The sequence below is a fragment of the Streptomyces sp. NPDC002623 genome (genome assembly GCF_053592635.1).
In genome coordinates this window covers 49,222-66,675 of sequence record NZ_JBSFWB010000030.1, presented here as the reverse complement: position 1 = coordinate 66,675, position 17,454 = coordinate 49,222, and the positions used below count along the sequence as shown (strand labels likewise).

General features: G+C 71.7%; 19 protein-coding genes and 1 riboswitch. Of the genes, 8 read left to right on the top strand and 11 right to left on the bottom strand.

Translation table 11 applies throughout. The features are described 5' to 3' along the window. Nucleotides 1–40: 40 nt before the first annotated feature. Nucleotides 41–1,162, bottom strand: a complete 1,122-nt coding sequence (locus tag ACWD4O_RS37605; RefSeq protein ID WP_451287090.1) for an alpha/beta fold hydrolase — start codon at nucleotides 1,160–1,162, stop codon at nucleotides 41–43. A gap of 94 nt (nucleotides 1,163–1,256) precedes the next feature. Here ACWD4O_RS37605 and ACWD4O_RS37600 point away from each other — a divergent pair, with 94 nt between their 5' ends. Both ACWD4O_RS37600 and ACWD4O_RS37595 read left to right on the top strand, forming a co-directional pair. After that, on the top strand, nucleotides 1,257–1,469 hold the full coding sequence (locus ACWD4O_RS37600) for an MbtH family protein (protein WP_450947421.1): 213 nt from the start codon (nucleotides 1,257–1,259) through the stop codon (nucleotides 1,467–1,469). Between the two features lie 35 nt (nucleotides 1,470–1,504). Next, on the top strand, nucleotides 1,505–2,014 hold the full coding sequence (locus tag ACWD4O_RS37595) for a GNAT family N-acetyltransferase (protein WP_451287088.1): 510 nt from the start codon (nucleotides 1,505–1,507) through the stop codon (nucleotides 2,012–2,014). Between the two features lie 77 nt (nucleotides 2,015–2,091). On the opposite strand, the gene argB is transcribed toward ACWD4O_RS37595, so the two are convergent. The 9 genes from argB to ACWD4O_RS37550 all read right to left on the bottom strand — a co-directional run bounded on the left by argB (nucleotide 2,092) and on the right by ACWD4O_RS37550 (nucleotide 11,366). Beyond that, the gene (gene argB, locus ACWD4O_RS37590) at nucleotides 2,092–2,967 is read right to left on the bottom strand and encodes an acetylglutamate kinase (protein WP_451287135.1); all 876 of its coding nucleotides are present in this window, start codon (nucleotides 2,965–2,967) and stop codon (nucleotides 2,092–2,094) included. Between the two features lie 69 nt (nucleotides 2,968–3,036). Then, nucleotides 3,037–3,693: an isochorismatase family protein gene (locus tag ACWD4O_RS37585; RefSeq protein WP_451287086.1), complete on the bottom strand. Its 657-nt coding sequence runs from the start codon at nucleotides 3,691–3,693 to the stop codon at nucleotides 3,037–3,039. Nucleotides 3,694–3,830: 137 nt separating this feature from the next. Then, nucleotides 3,831–4,901 carry an LLM class flavin-dependent oxidoreductase gene (locus tag ACWD4O_RS37580; protein WP_451287084.1) on the bottom strand — a complete coding sequence of 357 codons (1,071 nt, stop codon included), beginning with the start codon at nucleotides 4,899–4,901 and terminating at the stop codon, nucleotides 3,831–3,833. Beyond that, nucleotides 4,898–5,734, bottom strand: coding sequence for a DUF1684 domain-containing protein (locus tag ACWD4O_RS37575; protein WP_451287082.1), 837 nt, complete (start codon nucleotides 5,732–5,734; stop codon nucleotides 4,898–4,900). The genes ACWD4O_RS37580 and ACWD4O_RS37575 overlap by 4 nt, the downstream gene beginning before the upstream one ends. Beyond that, entirely contained in the window at nucleotides 5,731–7,473 is a 1,743-nt protein-coding gene (locus tag ACWD4O_RS37570) for a dipeptide ABC transporter ATP-binding protein (protein WP_451287080.1), read from the bottom strand. The genes ACWD4O_RS37575 and ACWD4O_RS37570 overlap by 4 nt, the downstream gene beginning before the upstream one ends. Next, nucleotides 7,470–8,414 carry an ABC transporter permease gene (locus tag ACWD4O_RS37565; protein ID WP_451287078.1) on the bottom strand — a complete coding sequence of 315 codons (945 nt, stop codon included), beginning with the start codon at nucleotides 8,412–8,414 and terminating at the stop codon, nucleotides 7,470–7,472. Before ACWD4O_RS37565 ends, ACWD4O_RS37570 begins: the two co-directional genes overlap by 4 nt. Continuing rightward, nucleotides 8,411–9,376, bottom strand: coding sequence for an ABC transporter permease (locus ACWD4O_RS37560; RefSeq protein ID WP_451287076.1), 966 nt, complete (start codon nucleotides 9,374–9,376; stop codon nucleotides 8,411–8,413). Before ACWD4O_RS37560 ends, ACWD4O_RS37565 begins: the two co-directional genes overlap by 4 nt. A gap of 8 nt (nucleotides 9,377–9,384) precedes the next feature. Continuing rightward, nucleotides 9,385–11,010, bottom strand: coding sequence for an ABC transporter substrate-binding protein (locus ACWD4O_RS37555; RefSeq protein ID WP_451287074.1), 1,626 nt, complete (start codon nucleotides 11,008–11,010; stop codon nucleotides 9,385–9,387). Between the two features lie 233 nt (nucleotides 11,011–11,243). After that, nucleotides 11,244–11,366 carry a putative leader peptide gene (locus ACWD4O_RS37550; protein ID WP_451287072.1) on the bottom strand — a complete coding sequence of 41 codons (123 nt, stop codon included), beginning with the start codon at nucleotides 11,364–11,366 and terminating at the stop codon, nucleotides 11,244–11,246. 33 nt (nucleotides 11,367–11,399) lie between these two features. Then, a riboswitch (SAM riboswitch) is annotated at nucleotides 11,400–11,509 on the bottom strand. 251 nt (nucleotides 11,510–11,760) lie between these two features. Here ACWD4O_RS37550 and ACWD4O_RS37545 point away from each other — a divergent pair. The 5 genes from ACWD4O_RS37545 (at nucleotide 11,761) to ACWD4O_RS37525 (ending at nucleotide 15,870) form a co-directional block, all read left to right on the top strand. Then, nucleotides 11,761–12,405: a dihydrofolate reductase family protein gene (locus ACWD4O_RS37545; protein ID WP_451287070.1), complete on the top strand. Its 645-nt coding sequence runs from the start codon at nucleotides 11,761–11,763 to the stop codon at nucleotides 12,403–12,405. Nucleotides 12,406–12,481: 76 nt separating this feature from the next. Then, entirely contained in the window at nucleotides 12,482–13,402 is a 921-nt protein-coding gene (locus ACWD4O_RS37540) for an endonuclease/exonuclease/phosphatase family protein (protein ID WP_451287068.1), read from the top strand. Between the two features lie 24 nt (nucleotides 13,403–13,426). Beyond that, complete coding sequence (locus ACWD4O_RS37535) at nucleotides 13,427–14,296, top strand: SCO6745 family protein (protein WP_451287066.1); 870 nt, start codon at nucleotides 13,427–13,429, stop codon at nucleotides 14,294–14,296. A 208-nt stretch (nucleotides 14,297–14,504) separates the two neighbouring features. Continuing rightward, nucleotides 14,505–15,131, top strand: coding sequence for an NAD(P)-dependent oxidoreductase (locus ACWD4O_RS37530; RefSeq protein ID WP_451287064.1), 627 nt, complete (start codon nucleotides 14,505–14,507; stop codon nucleotides 15,129–15,131). Nucleotides 15,132–15,279: 148 nt separating this feature from the next. Next, on the top strand, nucleotides 15,280–15,870 hold the full coding sequence (locus ACWD4O_RS37525; protein WP_451287062.1) for a TetR/AcrR family transcriptional regulator: 591 nt from the start codon (nucleotides 15,280–15,282) through the stop codon (nucleotides 15,868–15,870). Between the two features lie 89 nt (nucleotides 15,871–15,959). Here ACWD4O_RS37525 and ACWD4O_RS37520 read toward each other — a convergent pair whose 3' ends face one another. Next, nucleotides 15,960–16,370: an ROK family protein gene (locus ACWD4O_RS37520; RefSeq protein WP_451287061.1), complete on the bottom strand. Its 411-nt coding sequence runs from the start codon at nucleotides 16,368–16,370 to the stop codon at nucleotides 15,960–15,962. Between the two features lie 630 nt (nucleotides 16,371–17,000). Here ACWD4O_RS37520 and ACWD4O_RS37515 point away from each other — a divergent pair. After that, nucleotides 17,001–17,414, top strand: coding sequence for a hypothetical protein (locus ACWD4O_RS37515; protein WP_451287059.1), 414 nt, complete (start codon nucleotides 17,001–17,003; stop codon nucleotides 17,412–17,414). Nucleotides 17,415–17,454: the final 40 nt, after the last annotated feature.

The following is a 17,454-nucleotide window of genomic DNA, read 5'->3' as shown; positions in this document are numbered from 1 at the left end:
CCGCGTGGGCGCGACCAGCCCCCACCGGACCCGCAGGCAACTACGGCGTTGCGAGAACCCACGCAACGTCCCTCAACAGGGCATGCCGCCATCCGACCCGGTCATGGCCGGAGGCCGACCGGGAAACCTGCACGGTCGCACCGGCCTCCTCAATCAGCGACTCGACCAACGCACAGTGGGGCAGCATGCCCGGCTCATGCTCCCCGACGTCGAACGCGACCCGCAGGCCCGACAGGTCGGGCTTGTTGGCCCGCAGCCGCGCAGCGAGTTCGCCCCCGACGGGCCCGTCACGCAACGGATCCGGCAGATCCATCGCGTCGGGCGTCCACCAGAACGACCCCGACTGACAGGCGACGCGCGACACCAACTCCGGGTAGGCCAGCGCAGCGTAGAGCGCGCTGAGCCCGCCCAGGCTCTGCCCGACCACCACCAGCCGGTCCAGGTCGGCGGGCACGCCGGACTCCGCCACCAGCGGCAGCAGTTCGTCCCGGACCGCCTCCCACAGCTCGGGCCGGCACGCGAACTCGACGTGCCGGTCCTTGCTCGGGAGGAAGACGAGGGTGACGGGAGGCAGGTCGCCGGCGGCGACGGCCGAGTCGAACGCGGTCGTCGCCGGGTGCAGATACAGCCAGTCGTCCCCGTCGAGCAGCAGGACCACCGGTCCGCCGCCGCCCGCCGGATGGACGCGCACGGTACGCCGTCCGCCGAGCCGTTCGCTGTTCCAGCGGATCCGGGTGCGCGGGACGGGCAGCACGTCGTCCGCGCCGACGACGGGCCAGTGCGGCTGGGCCGGCGCGTCCGGGGTCGCGGCGATGGACCGGTCGCCGCCCGCGCCGACCGGGTTCAGCGGGTCGGCGCAGGCCGTGTCGTCGACGAGGAACTGGTAGGTCGTCCACCGGCGTTCGGGCATGGGCACCTGCGCGTACCAGCAGTCCGTGTCGTGCCACCGGCGCAGCGGGACCGACTGCGACCCGTCCTCGAAGCCGATGCTCGCCTGAGATCCGCGCCACAGGAACAGGGTCAGCCAACCGCCGTCCGGGGCAGGCGCCGAGGCGGGTGCCCCCGCCGCGGCCCAGAACTCGTCGCTGCCGGGCTCGCCGGGCAGCCCGAACGCGGCGAAGGAGGTGTCGGTCTCGGCATCCATGTCGGCCGGGGGGCGCATGAACGTCTCCTTGTGAGAGGGAAGCGGGAAACGCTAGGCTCATCTTAATTAGGCGAGCCTAACCTAAGAATGGCGTTCCAAGGAGGCACCGCACATGAGCACCAACCCCTTCGACGACAGCGAAGGCCGTTTCCTGGTCCTGGTCAACCACGAGGGCCAGCACTCGCTCTGGCCGTCCTTCGCCGAGGTGCCCGGGGGGTGGACCGTCGTCTTCGACGAGAACACCCGGGACGCGTGCCTGGAGCACATCGAGGCCAACTGGACCGACCTGCGCCCCCGTTCCCTCGCGGCGTCCAAGGACGCCTGACCCGCCGCATCGAGGCCCGTGCCCGGAGAAGAACCATGCTCACCCCCCACCCCGTCCCGCTCCCGGCCGCGTCGTCCGTCCTGCGCGTGCGCTCCGCACGCCAGGACGACGCCGCGGCGCTCGCGGCCCTGTCCCGGCCGTTCGTCCGCTCGGGAGCGCTGCGCGAGCGCCCCGCCTCGCTGTACGTCCGCCAGGCGGCCGAGTTCCTCGTGGCGGAGGCCGCCGACGGCACGCTCGACGGCTGCGTCGCCCTGCGGGTGCACGCGGCCTCCCCGGCGACCGGTCAAGGTCCTGTCGGCGTGCTGTACAACTTCTGCGTGGCGGGCCACCGGCAGGGGAACGGGGTGGGCGCACGACTCATGACCGCCGTCCTCGCCCGGGCCGGCGCGCAGTCGCTGACGGCCCTGTACACGGCCACCGTGGGCAGCGGCGGGCTCTTCCTGCGCCACGGATTCACCCCGGCGTCCCCGCGCACGGCGCCGGCCGCCTGGACCAGGTCCCTGGACCCGCGCCGCGGCGCCCGGGTGCTGGCCCGGTTCCTGTGAGCGAACAGGAACCGGGGACGGGCACGTCCTGCCGGTCAGGTCCGGCGCGTCACTTCCGGTGCGTCATTTCCGGTGCGTCACGCCCGGTCCGTCTCGTCGTCCGGGACCACCGTCGTGCCGGGGCCGGTCCGGTCGAGGAGTCCCCGCAGCAGGGCGTGCGGCTCCCGGCCGTCGAGGACGTGCGCCCTGCGCACCCCGGACCGGACGGCCCGCAGACAGCCCTCCATCTTCGGCAGCATCCCGCTCGCCAGTCCCGGCAGCATCTCGTCCAACTCGGTGACGGTCAGCCGCTCGACCACCTCGGTGCTGTGCGGCCAGTCCGCGTACAGCCCCGCCACATCGGTGAGCACCACGAGCCGCTCGGCGTCGAGCGCCGTGGCCAGCGCGGACGCCGCGAGATCGGCGTTGACGTTGTAGACCTCGCCGGCCGTGCCACGGGCCACCGGTGAGAGCACCGGGATGCGCCCCTGGTCCAGCAGGGCGCGCACGGTGTCCGGGTTCACGTCCACGATGTCGCCGACGAGGCCGATGTCCACCGGGCGGCCGTCCACCCAGGCCGGCCGCCGCCGCGCGGTCATCGTGTGCGCGTCCTCGCCCGTCATGCCCACGGCGAAGGGGCCATGGGCGTTGATGCAGCCGACCAGCTCCCGCTGCACCCGCCCGGTCAGCACCATGCGCACCACTTCCATGGTCTCCGGGGTGGTCACGCGCAGCCCCGCCTCGAAGCGGACCTCCAGACCGAGGCGGTCCAGCATGGCGCTGATCTGGGGCCCGCCGCCGTGTACGACGACCGGACGCAGCCCGGCGCGCCACAGCTCCACGACGTCCTCGGCGAACGCGCGCTGCAGGCTCGCGTCCACCATGGCGTTGCCGCCGTACTTGACGACCACCACGCTGCCGCGCAGCTCCGGCGGCCAGGGAGACGACCCGAGGGATTCCCGGGCGGCGGTCACAGTCACGGAGCCACTCCATTCATGGACGGGCACAGCCCTTCGGGCAGGCCCGGGTCGACGGTCATGCGGTCACGCCTGGCGCCGTCCGCGGTGCAGGAGCAGATCGCGCAGCAGGGCGTCCGTCGTGCGGACCACGCTGCCGCGTGCGCTCCAGCGAAGCGCCATGGTGTGCTCCTCGGCGGAGAAGTCGGCCACGGCGTCGGCGACGACGAAGGGCTGGAAGCCGTTCATGAAGGCGTCCGCCGCCGTCAGCAGGACGCCGAGGTGGGCGTACACCCCGCAGACGATCAGCTGGTCGCGGCCCTCCGAGCGCAGCAGCCGGTCGAGGCGGCTGCGCAGGAAGGCGTTGTGGCGCACATTGCCCAGCAGATGCTCGCCGGGGCGCGGCGCGAGGGAGTCGATGATCCCGACGGCGTCGGGCTCGGCGTCGGACTCCGGGATCTCGTCGTCCGGCGCCTGGACGCAACTGCTCGGCTGTTCCCCGGCGGGCTCGGCGCTGAACACGACCGGCATGCCGAGTGCTCCGGCGAGCTCCCGGAGCGCGGTGATGTTCTCCACGAGTTCCACCACGGGGGAGCGCCCCGCGGGGAAGGTTCCGACCAGTTGGTTCTGCATGCCGTGGATCAGCAGCGCGCCGCGGGCAGGATCGATCCTCCAGGAGGCGTACGACCGAGGGAGGGCGGAGCTGTCCGGCATGGGATAGGCGGAGATGGCCGGCAAGCCCATGGGTGTCTTCCTCCCTGCACGACGCGCCTGCGGATCAGTGCCCTCCGAGTTTCTTAGGTTAGCCTAAACTAAGAAGTGCTTGAGGGGATCCTCTCAACAGCCTTTCGGCAAAGGCGTGTTGAGGGCGCGTCGTTGCGCTACACCCTCCCTTGCAACTGCGCCGTCGCGGGCTGCCGGCCGAGCTCGGGCGCGATCAGGTGCCGGACGTCGTACAGGATCTGCTCGTAGTCCTCCCGGCGGAACTCGTACGGCAGCTCCAGGCGCAGTTCGGACACGGCCGCGATCACCGGGTCCGCGGTCAGCTGCTCCAGGATCTGCTCGGCGGTGCCGACCACGTCCGGGGCGAACAGCGTCCGCTTCGGCCCCCTCGGCGCCAGGGTGCGCTCGTGCCGGTCGGCCGCGTAACTGCGGTACCGGGCCCGGGTGTTCGCGTCGGCGCTGTCGAACGGCACGATCACCCGACCGAGCGCCACCCGCGAGGGCCGGTCCTGGGGGAGCGAACGCCGGTACTCGGCCAGCAGGTTGAGCTGGGCCGTGGTGAAGTCGTCGGTGCCCTCGCCGGTGACGATGTTGCCGCTGAGCAGGTTCAGTCCCTGCCCGGCGGCCCACCGGGCCGAGCGCAGGCTGCCTGCGCCGTACCAGATCCGGTCCACCAGACCGGGGTCGTGCGGTTGCAGCCGCGGTCGCTGGGTGTTGCCCGGCGACTGGATCACCGTGTCGGGTCCGCCGAGATGGTCGCCGCGCAGGTTGTCGACGACACGGGCGATCCTGCCGTACGACAGGTCGAAGGCACGCCAGTCCCCGTCGTACACCAGGTCGCCGAGGAGCTCGGCGTGCGGCATGCCGGTGCTGAAGCCGACCTGGAGCCGGCCGCGGGACAGCACGTCGGCGAGGGCCAGGTCCTCGGCCAGCCGGAACGGGCTCTCGTATCCGATGGGGATGACCGCGGTCCCCAGTTCGACCCGTTCGGTGCGCTGACCGGCCGCGGCGAGGAACACCGCGGCCGAGCCGACGCCGTGCTCCAGATGCCGCTGGCGGATCCAGGCGCCGTCGTAGCCGATCCGTTCGCCGTACTCGAACAGCTGAAGCGTCTCCTCCAGCCCGGTGTACGGGTCGTCGTCGGCGAAGTTGCCGGGCGTGAGGAAGGCCAGCGAGTCGATCCGGGGAGCGGTGGGGCGGGAGGCGCCGACGCGGGGCGCGGCGCTCATGAACCGCCCCGCTCACGGGGCAGCTTCTCGCCGGCCTCGATCGCCGCCGGCAGCCGGTTCTCGGCCGGCGGCAGCGGGCAGGTGGCCAGGTCGGTGTAGGCGCAGGGCAGGTTCGTGGCCCGGTTGAAGTCCAGGACGACCGTGCCGTCGGCGGCGGGCGGGTCGAGCGCGAGGGCCCGGTTCGCCGCGTAGGTGGTGACACCGGAGGTGGCGTCGGTGAACAGCACCAGCAGACTGCCCGGAGCGTGCCCGGGGAACGCGGTCAGCGCCAGCTCCCGTCCGTCCAGCTCGAACTCGATCCGGCCCGGTGCGTCGTAGACGTGTTCGAGGCCCTCGACCGCGGCGCCCACGGTCGTCGGCCGGGGCTCGTCGAAGGCCGTGTAACGGCCGGTCACGGACCAGCGGGGGTGCGGCGCGTAGGCCGGCGTGCCGGTGAAGGCGGTGCGCAGCGGGGCGTCGGGGCGCCGCGGGCGGAGGATGTCGTGCCCGCCGCGCTTGGCGACCTCGATCACCGAGTCGCCCCAGACCGCGTTCACCCCGCCGCGCTCGGGCAGCACGCCGAAGCGGTGCTCGCCCCGGACCGGGTTTCCGTCGACGACCAGCTCCGGGCCGTCGTCGAGGAGGTCGTCGAGGACCACGACGACCCCGTCGGCCCCGGTCGACCAGGCGCCCGGGGCGTCCGGGAAGCGCTCGGGCCGCTCGCCGAGCCAGTGCAGACCGGTGACGGCGAGGAAGCCGTGCGGGGCGGCGAGCCGTGCTTCCTGCCCGCGGTGCCACTCCTCCCAGTCGCGGGTGAAGGCGTGCAGGTCTGCGGGGGTGTCCTGGAGGGTCATGCGTGCTCCTTCGATGGCCGGTGCTCGCGGTCGGCCGCGGCGTGCTGCCGGCCGGGGATCGCCGCGAGCAGTTCGCGGGTGTATGGGTGGGCGGGGCGGGCGAACAGCTCGTCGGCGGTGCCCGTCTCGACGATGCGCCCGGCCTTCATGACGGCGACCTCGTGCGCGATCTGCCGTACGACGGCCAGGTCGTGCGAGATGAACAGATACGCCACCCCGGTGTCGGCCTGGAGCTCGGCGAGCAGATCGAGCACCTGGGCCTGGACGGAGACGTCGAGCGCGGACACCGGCTCGTCGCAGACGACCAGGTCCGGCGAGAGTGCCAGGGCCCGGGCGACGGCTACGCGCTGGCGCTGTCCGCCGGAGAGCTCCGCCGGGCGGCGGTCCAGCACCGAGGCCGGCAGCGCCACGCGGTCGAGCAGTTCCCGGGCCCGGCCGAGCCGGGAGGCGCGGTCGCCGACCTTGAACGCGCGCAGCGGCTCGGTGATCACCTCGCCGATGGAGAACCTCGGGTCGAGCGAGGCGTACGGGTTCTGGTAGACGAGCTGGGCCCGTCGGCGCAGCTGTCGGGCCTCCGCGCCACGGGCGGCGGTGACATCGACGCCGTCGAACAGGATCCGACCCGAGGTCGGGTCGGTCAGCCGCAGCACCATGCGGGCGGTGGTGGACTTCCCCGAGCCCGACTCTCCGACCAGGGCCAGCGTCCGGCCGCGGTGGAGAGTGAAGCCGACGTCGTCGACGGCGCGCAGCGAGCGGGCCGAGCCGCGGGCGGCGGGCAGCCGGAACTCCTTGACCAGGCCGCGGACCTCGACCAGCGGCGCCGGCCCGGAGGCGGGGGCGGGCCCGGGGGCCGTGGCCGCCCGGGGACGAGCCGTGGTCAGGCTGGGGGCGGCGGCCAGCAGTCGCCGGGTGTACTCGTGCCGGGGGTCGTCCAGGACGTCGCGGGTCGGACCGGTCTCGACGACCCGGCCCTCGGACATGACCACGATCCGCCGCGCCCGGTCGGCGGCGACACCGAGGTCGTGCGTCACCAGCAGCACCGCGGTCCCGGACTCCTCGGTGAGCTCCTGGAGCCGGTCGAGGATGACCCGCTGCACGGTCACGTCCAGGGCGCTGGTCGGCTCGTCGGCGATGATCAGCTTCGGCCCGGCCGCGATGGCGACGGCGATCAGGGCCCGTTGCCGCATCCCGCCGGACAGTTCGTGCGGGTACTGCCGGGCCCGGGTCGCCGCGTCGGGCAGCCCGGCCCGGTCCAGGATCTCGACGGCGGCCGCCGGCGCGGAGCGGCGGGTCGCGAGCCCGTGGATGCGCAGCACCTCGGCGACCTGTTCGCCGATGCGTTTCACCGGGTTGAGCGAGACCGTCGGATCCTGGGGAACCAGGCCGATCTGCGCCCCGCGCACCGTGCGCAACTCCCGTTCGGACAGCGCGGTGAGGTCGTGCCGGCCGAAGCGGACCGTGCCCGCGTCGATGCCGCCGTTCGCCGCCAGCAGCCGGATGATCGCGTGGGCGGTCGTGCTCTTGCCGGATCCGGACTCGCCGACCACCGCGGTCACCTCGCCCGGCCGGACGTCGAGATCCACCCCTCGCACCGCCTGCACGATGCCGCCGCGGGTGCGGTACGACACCGACAGGCCCCGCACCTCCAGCAGCGGCGCGTCCTCGGCAACGGCCTCTTTCGTCACGGCTGCGCCCGTCTCTCGCTCGTTCTCGTTCCCGTGGGTCACCGGGCCGGTCATCGCTGCCCGGACCATTCGCCGTCGAGGGCTCGCGCGAGGCGGTTGGTGGCCAGCCCCGTCGCGGCGATCGCCAGTCCGGGCAGCGCCGTGAGCCACCAGGCGTTGGCCAGGTAGTTACGGCCCTCGGAGATCAACGTGCCCCACTCCGGGGCCGGCGGCGGAGCCCCGTAGCCGAGGAAGCTCAGCGCCGACACGGCGAGGATGGCGGCGCCGAAGTCGAGGGTGGCCAGCACGATCACCGGGCCCGCCGCGTTGGGCAGCACATGCCGGCCCAGCACCGAGTACCAGCGCGCCCCGCACGAGCGCGAGGCCTCGACGAAGACCGCCTGCCGCACCCGCAGCACCTCCGCCCGGGTCACCCGCGCGAACTGGGCGACGCTGGCGATGCCCACCGCGACCGCCACCTTCACCGTCCCGTAGCCCAGGGCGGTGACCAGGGCCAGGGACAGGAACAGCGCCGGGATCGAGAGGAGCACGTCGACGAACCGCATCAGCACGTCCTCGACCCAGCGGCCCACGAACCCGGCGACCAGGCCGATCAGCCCGCCGACCACGAACGCGACCGCCACCGCGATGAGGGTCGCCTTCAGCGACAACTGTGCCCCGTGCACCACCCTGGAGAACACATCCCGCCCCAGCTCGTCGGTGCCGAACCAGTGCGCGCCGCTCGGGCCGCGGAAGTTCTCCGACGGCACCCCCTGCAGCGGGTCCCGCGAGGTGAACAGCCCCGGCCAGAACGCGGCCAGCACCACCAGGACCAGCAGGAGAACCGAGACCACCAGGCCGGGGCGGCGCACGAGGAACCGCAGGAACCGCCGCGGTCCGGCGCCGCGCCCGAGCACCCGGGCGTCGCCGCCCGGTCCGACCGGCCGCGCCGTGCCGAGCGTGGCGTCGGCGGAGCGGTCATCGGCAAAGACGCCGTCGGCGAGGGTCTGGCTCATGCCGGACTCACCTTCCTGTTCCTGCTCGAGGCCACCACGATCCGCGGGTCCAGCAGCGGATAGACGAGGTCGACGATCAGATTGGCGGCGACGAAGATCACCGCGCCGAACACCACGACCCCCTGGACCAGCGGGATGTCCTGGACCGTGACGGCGGCCGCCGTCACCCGGCCGAGGCCGTCGCGGGAGAACACCGTCTCCACGACGACCGACCCCGCGATCAGCTGACCGGCCAGCAGTCCGACGACCGTCAGCGCGGGCAGCGAGGCGTTGCGCAGCGCATGCCGCAGATGGATCCGCAGCCGCCCGGCGCCCTTGGCCCGCGCGGTCTCCACATAGGCCTGGTCCAGCGCCGTGAACAGACTCTTGGACAGCACCTGAGCGACCAGCGCGCCGGTCGGGATCGCGAGGGTCACCGCGGGCAGCACCAGACCGCGCAACCCGTCGTTGCCGAACGCCGGGAACAGCCGCAACCGGAACGAGAACAGCTCCACCAGCAGCAGTCCGACCCAGAACGTGGGCACCGACACCCCCAGCGGGGGCAACGACAGCAGCAGCTGCCGCAGCCACCGCCGGCTGGTGTAGGTCGCCAGCACCGCGAGAGAGCCGCCGCCCAGTACCGCGAGCAGCAGCGCCGCCCCGGTCAGCTGAAGGGTCCCCGGCAGCGCATCCGCCAGGCTCGAGGTCACCGGCCGGCCGGTGGAGATCGAGTCGCCGAAGTCCCCGCGCACCGCCCGGCCCAGGTAGTCGGCGTACTGCGCGAGCACCGGCTTGTCGAAGCCGTACTGATGCCGGAGCGCGGCCAGTTGGGCCGGATCGACCTGCCCGGTGTCCGCTCCGGCGCCGGCCATCGCCGACACCGGGTCACCGGGCAGGAAGTCCAGCACGAGGAACGCCACCGTGTAGGCCGCCCACAGCACGCCGATCGCCTGCGCGACGCGTTTGACGACATAGAGACGCATGGCGGCCGTCAGCCGATCCAGGTGTCGTGCAGCTGGATCCGGCTGGAGGCGTCGAAGTCGAGACGGTGCACCTTCTTCGACACCCCGAGCTGGGTCTGCAGCTCCACCACGGGGACGACATAGGCGTTCCGCACGAGCAACTCCTGGGCCTGGACCACCAGTTGCTTCCGCTCGGCGGTGTCGGCCGTCGCCGCCTGCTCGCTCAGCGCGGTGTCCAGGGGGCCGGCGGACAGCTGGTAGAAGTTGGCCAGACGGGTGGAGAACGAGCTGCGCAGGATGTCCGGGTCGGCGCGGGTCACATTGCCCCACACCACATCGAAGTCACCGGACTGCAGCGTCGGCGCGAACTGGGTGACCGGCAGCTGCTTGAGCACCACACCGATGCCGACGGCCTTGAGCTGCTGCTGGATCAGCTCCAGCGAGGGCTGATTCGTGGCCGCGTTGGGGAACCACGAGACGGTCAGGCTGAGCTTCTTGCCGTCCTTCACCCGGATGCCGTCGCCGCCGGTCTTCCAACCCGCCGAGTCCAGCAGGGACTTGGCCTTCGCCGCGTCCAGGGTCAGCTCCGCGCCGAGGTCGGAGTAGTCGGGGGTGGTGTGCGCCAGGATGCTGGTCGCGGGCTCGGTACCGGTCGGGAACACGGTGTCCACGACCTGCTGCCGGTCGACGGCGTACGAGATCGCCTGCCGTACCCTGACGTCCTTCAGCGCCGGCCGGGAGTTGTTCAGCCCCAGGTTGAACACCACCCCGGGATTGGCCCGTTGCTGAAGGTCCACCTGGCCGCCGCTCTTCAGCGCCGACTCGTTGGACCTGCCGACGCCGCTGATCGCGTCCACCTGCCCGGACTGGAGGCTCCCGGTGCGCACACCCGCCTCCGGCACCACCTTGAACACCAGCTTGTCCAGGTACGCCTCGCCCTTCTTGGTCCACAGCGCGGAACCCCACGCGTACCCGGCGCGCCTGGCCAGGGCGATCGACTGGTTCTGCACGTAGTCCTTCAACACGAACGACCCGGAACCGACCACGCCCTGACTGCACTTGTCCTGCGGGCTCTTCCGCACGCTCGCCGACGACTCGATGCCCAGCGAATGCGTCGCCGTCGCCTGGAGGAACTGCGCGTTGGGCTGCTTGAACGTGACCCGGACCGTGAGCGGATCGACCACGGTCGTGCTGTCCACGCCGCTCAGATACCCCTGTGCCAGCGTGCCCAGGGCGCCGAGCTTCGGCACCGCGTCGAAGTTGTCCTTGACCACCTGGGCGGTCAGCGCCGACCCGTCGCTGAAGGTGACGCCCGATCTCAGATGGAAGGTGAAGGTCGTGGCGTCCGCGCTGATGTCCCAGCTCTTCGCGAGCCAGGGCACGATCTTGCCGGTCTTGGGGTCCTGGTCGGTCAGGGAGTCCACGATCTGGCGCAGCGAGTAGATCGTGTCGTTGCTGCCCACCTGCTGGGGGTCGACGCAGCCGGCGTCCGACCCGACGGCGAAGGTCAGCGTGCCGCCGGAGCGGGCCTGGCCGCCGCCGCTGCTCGAACTGCCGTCGCCGCCCGCCGAGCAGGCGCTCAGCAGCACGCCGCTCGTCACGAGCACCGCGAGGGCCGCCCACCGGGTGGGCCGGGAATCCGTACGCGCTATCACGGAATGGTTCTCCTACTCCGAAGCCGTCGCGCACGTGCCCGTTCAGAACGTCCGGGCAGGGCGACGCAGGGGAAGTCGACTGCGAGGGGAAAGAGGAAGGAAAGGGGAGGAAGGGAGGGAGGCGTGGGATCGCCGGAGCCGCCGACGGCGGACGTCGGCCGCGGAGGTGACGTCCGGTCAGCCGCTGCACACGGGCGTGCGGAGACGAGCCGTCGGGAGGCGCTGGGGAGGGGCTACAGGGAGGTGCTACACAGACAGCCGGCGAAGCGCTGGAGATCGATGTGGCGCCGGCGCGAGAGTCCGGAGAACGCCGCCGCGGCGGCGAGAGAGGCACTCAGACTGCAGTCGATCCGCACGGTGGTCCTCCCCTCTCAGGCCCCGGTGCCGGGGCCGCGCGCTTGCAGGGTCGTCGACCCCGCCGGGCTTTCACCTGGAGCACCCCACCGCGGAGGAGGGTTGCCGGTCAGCAAGCCAGGGCTTGACGCTGACACTCAATGCCACTCGCGATCGTACGGATCACTTCCTTGACCCGTCAATATCGCAATATCGTCGTCCAAATGCCGGACGTCGGCATCGGACGGCATGGACAGGCCGCTGACCTGCGGCGACGCCGGACACCGGGCGGCCACCCGGCGTGGACGCGGCCTGTGATCCATCGTGAACGGGAGTGCCGGTGCGGCGTCCCGATGAGTTTGCCGACGCCCACAGGTCTACCTACCGACCGGGACGACCAACTCATCAGGAGTAGCCATGGGCCTCATCGACATCGAGCTGTTCGCGACCCTCGACCTCGTCGGGCAGTCGCCCGGCGGCCCCGACGAGGACCCCGCGGGGTTCCCGTTCGGCGGCTGGCAGGCGCCCCTGCTGGACGAGGTCGCCGGGGCGCAGATCGGCGCCGCTTACGAAGGCACGGACGCCCTCCTGCTCGGCCGGCGGACGTACGACATCTTCGCCGCCTACTGGCCGCACCAGAAGGGCGGCGAGGACAACGAGATCGCCACGCTCTTCAACAGCGTCCCGAAGTACGTGGCCTCCCGCGGCAGGCCCGACCTCTCATGGGCCGGGTCCACGCAACTCGGCCCGGACCTGGCCGGCGCGGTGCGCGAGATCCGTGACCGGCACAAGCACATCAAGGTCGTCGGGAGCCTGAACCTGGTACAGACCCTCCTGCGCGAGAAGCTCTTCGACCGTCTCGACCTCTGGGTGCACCCGATCGTGCTCGGCGTCGGGAAGAAGGTGTTCGACGGTGGCGCGGTGCCCACGAACATCACGCTCCTCGAACCGCCGGCGGCAAGTCCGAAGGGCACCGTGTACCTGCGCTACGGGCTCTCCGAAGGCACGCCCCGCACAGGGGACATGAGCGCACCCGATCGCGGACTCGGGCAGGACGACTGAAGCCGCCCCGCGCCGGGCGGGTCCGGGGCCCGCACACCGCATGCGTCGTTCACAACTCCGTCCCATAACCTCGTCCATGGAGACGTCGGATGCCACGTGCATCCACTCCTGGGAGGCGATGGTGCTCGGAAAGGACATGCGGCTGCTCGTGGGCGCCGCGATCGTGGCCTGCGTGGTGCTCGTCGGCTCCAGGGCGCCGAGCGGCGCGCCCCGAGCCGGGGCGCCGCCCGTCGACGCCGTCCGGGACGTCGTGCCGAACCGGGTCATGACGTGGAACATCTGCAACCCCTGCGAGGAGAGCAACGCCGACCGGGCGGCGGACATCGCCACGTACGCGCCCCAGGTGATCGGCCTGCAAGAAGCGTGCGTGCGTGACGTCGAGCGGATCCGGGACTACCTGAAGGACCGCTACGGGCTGGTCTACCACGTCGAGTACGGGACGGTTCTGCAGAACTGGGGCCGCTGTGGGGGAGCGCCGTGGAGTCCGGGGGGCTACGGCCAGGCGCTCCTCTCGGCGGCGCCGATGACGGACCCGGTCACGGTCGAATACCCCGACGGCGGATCCGAGGACCGTGGGTACATGGCAGTCACCACCCGTGTGGACGGCCGCTCCGTCCGGGTCTTCAACACGCACCTCGCCGAACGGCGTCAGGAGTCGGTCCGAGCGGGCCAGGTCGGCGTACTCGCCGCGGCCGTCGCCCGGCACGACCGCGCGATCGTTCTCGGCGACTTCAACGCCGTGCCGGACGCTTCCGAGCTCACCGGGATGTGGGAGCTGGCCGCGGACACGGACCCGAAGTGTCATCCCCCGACCACCGGAACCTGCGAGCCGACCACCGACTGGCAGAGCAAGTTCGACTACGTCTTCCTGCGAGGCGTCGTCGCGCTCGAGCACGGTGTGCACCCGACCGAGCACTCGGACCACAACCTGCTGCACACCGACCTGGACCTCGCCCAGAGCGTGGGCAAGGGCGTCGAACCGCGAGCGGCGGAGTAATGACCGGTCGGTAACCTGCTGGGCATGACTACTGCTGCCCTCGAGCCGCGCGCCGGTCGACGTTGTAACCACCCCCTCAACTCCCTGCACGCGACGCACTACTTCGCGCCCGAACTGGGACGGGAGCTGGGTGCTCTCGGGATCACCCATCCCCAGGCCGTGAACTTCGCCGCGCGGGCGGCCGCGCTGGGGGCGGTCGGGGCCGGCGCGGTGACGGCGACTTTCTACAACTACCAGCACGACCTCGTGGCCCGGCACGTGCCCGCGGTGTGGTCGATCGCCACCCCCGCGGACGTGCTCGCGGCACGCGCGCGTGCCGTCGACGCGACGCTGCGGCGGCTGCTGGGCGAGGAGGTCCTGGCGTCCGCGGAGATGGCGGAGGCCGCACGGCTGGCGTTGCGCGCCGTCGAGGCCTGCGGGCGCAGCGCCCGGCCGCTGTACTCGGCGCACGCCGACCTTCCCGTCCCCGACGAGCCGCACCTCGCGTTCTGGCACGGGGCGACCCTGCTGCGCGAGCACCGGGGCGACGGGCACCTGGCCGTGCTGATGTCCGCGGGCCTCGACGGGCTGGAGGCGCTGGTGACCCACACCGCCACGGGCAGGGGCATGACGCCGAAGTGGGTGGTGACCACCCGTGGTTGGACCCTGGACGACTGGAACGCGGCGACGGCCCGCCTGCGGGACCGCGGGCTGCTGGACGGCGCCGGCGAGCTCACCGAGCGAGGCGTGGCGCTCCGCGAGGACATCGAGCAGGAGACCGACCGCCTGGACCGGGCTCCGTACGAGCACCTCGGCGCGGAGGGCGTGGCCCGCCTGACGGCTCTGGGGGCGACGTTCGCCAAGGCCGCGGTGGCGGCGGGAGCGTTTCCGGCGGATCTGCTCGGCAAGGCCTGAGGCGGCCGGGTGGGGCTGACGCGGCCGGCCGGGGTCGGCCGGGCTGGCCGGGGTCGGTCGGGCCGGCAGGCGTCGCCCCGTCTTGCGAAACGGACAGCTGTCCGCTAATTTTCCCCGTAGCGGACAGCTGTCCGTTTCAGTGTGTCGTCGTGAACCGATCACGGTCGGCCGGCGCCACGGCCCCTCCGCACGGAAGACCTCTGCTGCCATGAAACTGCTCATCCTCGGCGCGACCGGTCCCACCGGCCGCCACCTCGTCGACCTGGCCCTGCGATCCGGCGACACGGTCACGGCCCTGGTGCGCAACCCCGCGGCCCTGGACGATCTCGCCGGGCGGATCACGCCGATCACCGGCGACGCCACCGCACAACGCGACATGGCCGCCGCCATGGCCGGGCAGGACGCCGTCGTGTCCGCCCTCGGCGTGGGCACGTCCGTGCGTGCGGGCAGCCTCTTCACGCGCTCCGCGGCAGCCGTGATCGATGCGGCCGAGGGGGCCGGCGTCTCCCGCCTGGTGTGGCTGTCGTCGTTCGGCGTCGGCCACACCTTCGCCTGGTCGAGCACCACGCAGAAGGCGATCTACCGCACGTTGCTGCGGTCGATCTACGCGGACAAGGCGATCGCCGACGAGCACATCCGCTCCACCGAGCTGGACTGGACCGTGGTCCTCCCGACCAGGCTGACCCACGCCCCGGCCAGAGGCGCGTTCAGCGCGGGCGACCGGCTGCCGATGAAGGGCAACCCGACGATCAGCCGGGCGGACGTCGCCGCTTTCCTGCACGGGGCGGCACACGGCGGCGAGTGGATCCGCCGCAGCCCTGTGATCAGCGACTGACCGGCCGCCGCCGCCCCTTGCCGCCCACGACGGGCGGCAGCGCCGCATCGACGACCTGACGGCGGAGGGCTTCCGGGCCGGTGTTCGCCACCCGTTAAGGTGGCCCCAAATGGACATCTGTCCGCTATGGGGTCCAGGAGGAGAACCAGTGGAGTCGAGGAGTGAGGCCCCGCAGCGCTCGGACGCGCAGCGCAATCGCGAGCGCATCCTGGAGGCGGCCCTCGAAGAGCTGACCCGCTCCGCGGACGTCCCGCTGAGCGCGATCGCCAAGAAGGCGGGCGTCGGGCAGGGCACGCTCTACCGGCACTTCCCCGATCGCGAGGCGCTGGTCCTGGAGGTGCACCGCCAGGAGGTGCAACAACTCGTCGACGGCGCGGCCGAGTTGCTGAAGGTTCGCGAGCCCGACCGGGCTCTCCGCGAATGGATGGACCGCCTTGCCCGCTACGCCACGGCCAAGGCGGGCCTGGGGGAGGCGCTGCGCCAGGCCACGAGCGCGACGGGAGGTCCGCAGAAGCCGGGCTACTCGCTCGTGGTCGGCGCGATCGAACTCCTCCTCCGTGCCAACGACGAAGCCGGGACCATCCGCCCGGAAGTGACCGCCGACGACTTCGTCCTCGCGATCGCCGGCATCTGGCAGATCGACCGCCAGGGGGACTGGCAGTCCCGCACCGCACGACTCCTGGACATCGTCATGGACGGCCTGCGCACGGGAGCCCCCGGACCGGGGAAGGCGAGATAGCAGGACGCCTTCGAGATCCGGCCCGGTCGTCTCCGGAAGAGATGGCTGTCATCTCAGGTCATCGTCCTGGCCCGGCGATCCGGTCCGGGCTATTGATCCGGGCCCGGCTCATCGGCGAGCAGCCGTGCGATCCCTGCCGGGCTGAACACGTCCTGCGTGGCGAGGGCGATGCCGCCGTGCAGTACGGAGCCACCCTTGAGCTGGGTCGCGGTGATGGTCGGTTTGCGGGTGGCCGGCGGCAGTGCGCGCTGGTACACGGCGGCGCGCACCGCCGAGACCAGGTCGTCGCGGAGCTCGCTGAGCGGTCCGGCCGGCACCACGGTGCGCGGATCGAACATGTGGACCGGCATGGCCACCACCTCGCCGATCTCCGTGGCGGCCTGGCGCACGGCGTGCAGGGCGGTCGGGTCGCTGTCGGCGATGCGCCGGGCGAGTTCGCGGGTGCCGTGGAGCGGGTCGTCGGCGGCCGACTCGGACCGCCTCCGAGGCCGCCGCGGCACTGCGCGAACTCGACGACCTGGGCCTGACCCTGGCCGAGGACCTGTGCCCCGCCGACGATGTGCTCGGCCGCCGCCGGAGTTCTCCGCGTTCCGTGGCTTCAGGTGCCGGAAGTTGAATGTTGAATGGACAACACGGATCAGACGGTCCGGTCCCGACGGCTTATGTCCAGACCAGAGACTTGCCTCGGTGAAAGGTTGGGGCGCACATGGCGTCATCGTTACGAGCGCGGCCGACGCCGCAGTGGGAGTCCGGTTGTGGCCAAGGGCCCCGACCGGTCAGGGCCAATACCGGTATGGACGGCTTCCGGTTTCCTCTTTCCCCGGGTAGGGAAGGCTGTTGGGCAGTGAGTCCGGGCCGAAGAATCGAGCTATGCGATCCTCGAGAGGTGGTTGACGCTCCTGATCAAGTCAACCTAAGCTCTCGAAGCGAATTGGGGGAGCGAGACGGGGAAGCCGCACACCGCATGGGTTGGGGCTGTATCCCCGTGATTGTGCCCGCCGCAGTCGGCGTTCTCCCTGGATGGCAGGTTGACCGGACGCCGTAAGCCGTCCGGACTGCCTCGCCTTCATCGAGGAGAACTTGACCGATATGGGACAGCGCAGCCTCCGCCCGGCCAGGGTGCCGCTTGTGTGAGTCCATTTCGCAACCGAAAAGCGCAATCGAAACCGGGGGGAATACGCATGCGCTCGCACATACTCGGCTGTACCGAACTCGACTTAGGCAACGGGTTCTGTAAGAACATCCCGCTGTACCACGCGAGCGGCGGCAGCGGCGACAGCGGCGGCAGCGGCGGCAGACCGTACCGCGACCTTCACGCCGGACCGGCGCGACCCACCAGGCGCATCGAGCACGTTCCGTACCTCAATGAGACCGCCAGCACGGTCTACGACGTTGAGCGGCTCCAGATGGCCCGCGCCAGGAACCCGAAGAACGCCGCCGTCGTCCCGCATCACGACTCTGTGGAACTCGACCGCGAACTCGACCGGTATTTCCGCACCCATGTGATGTCGGCGCACGGGAAATCGGTGAGCGTTTCTCGCTGACCGCCTGACAAGCAGCTGGAAAACCGGGTTCGGGGGAACC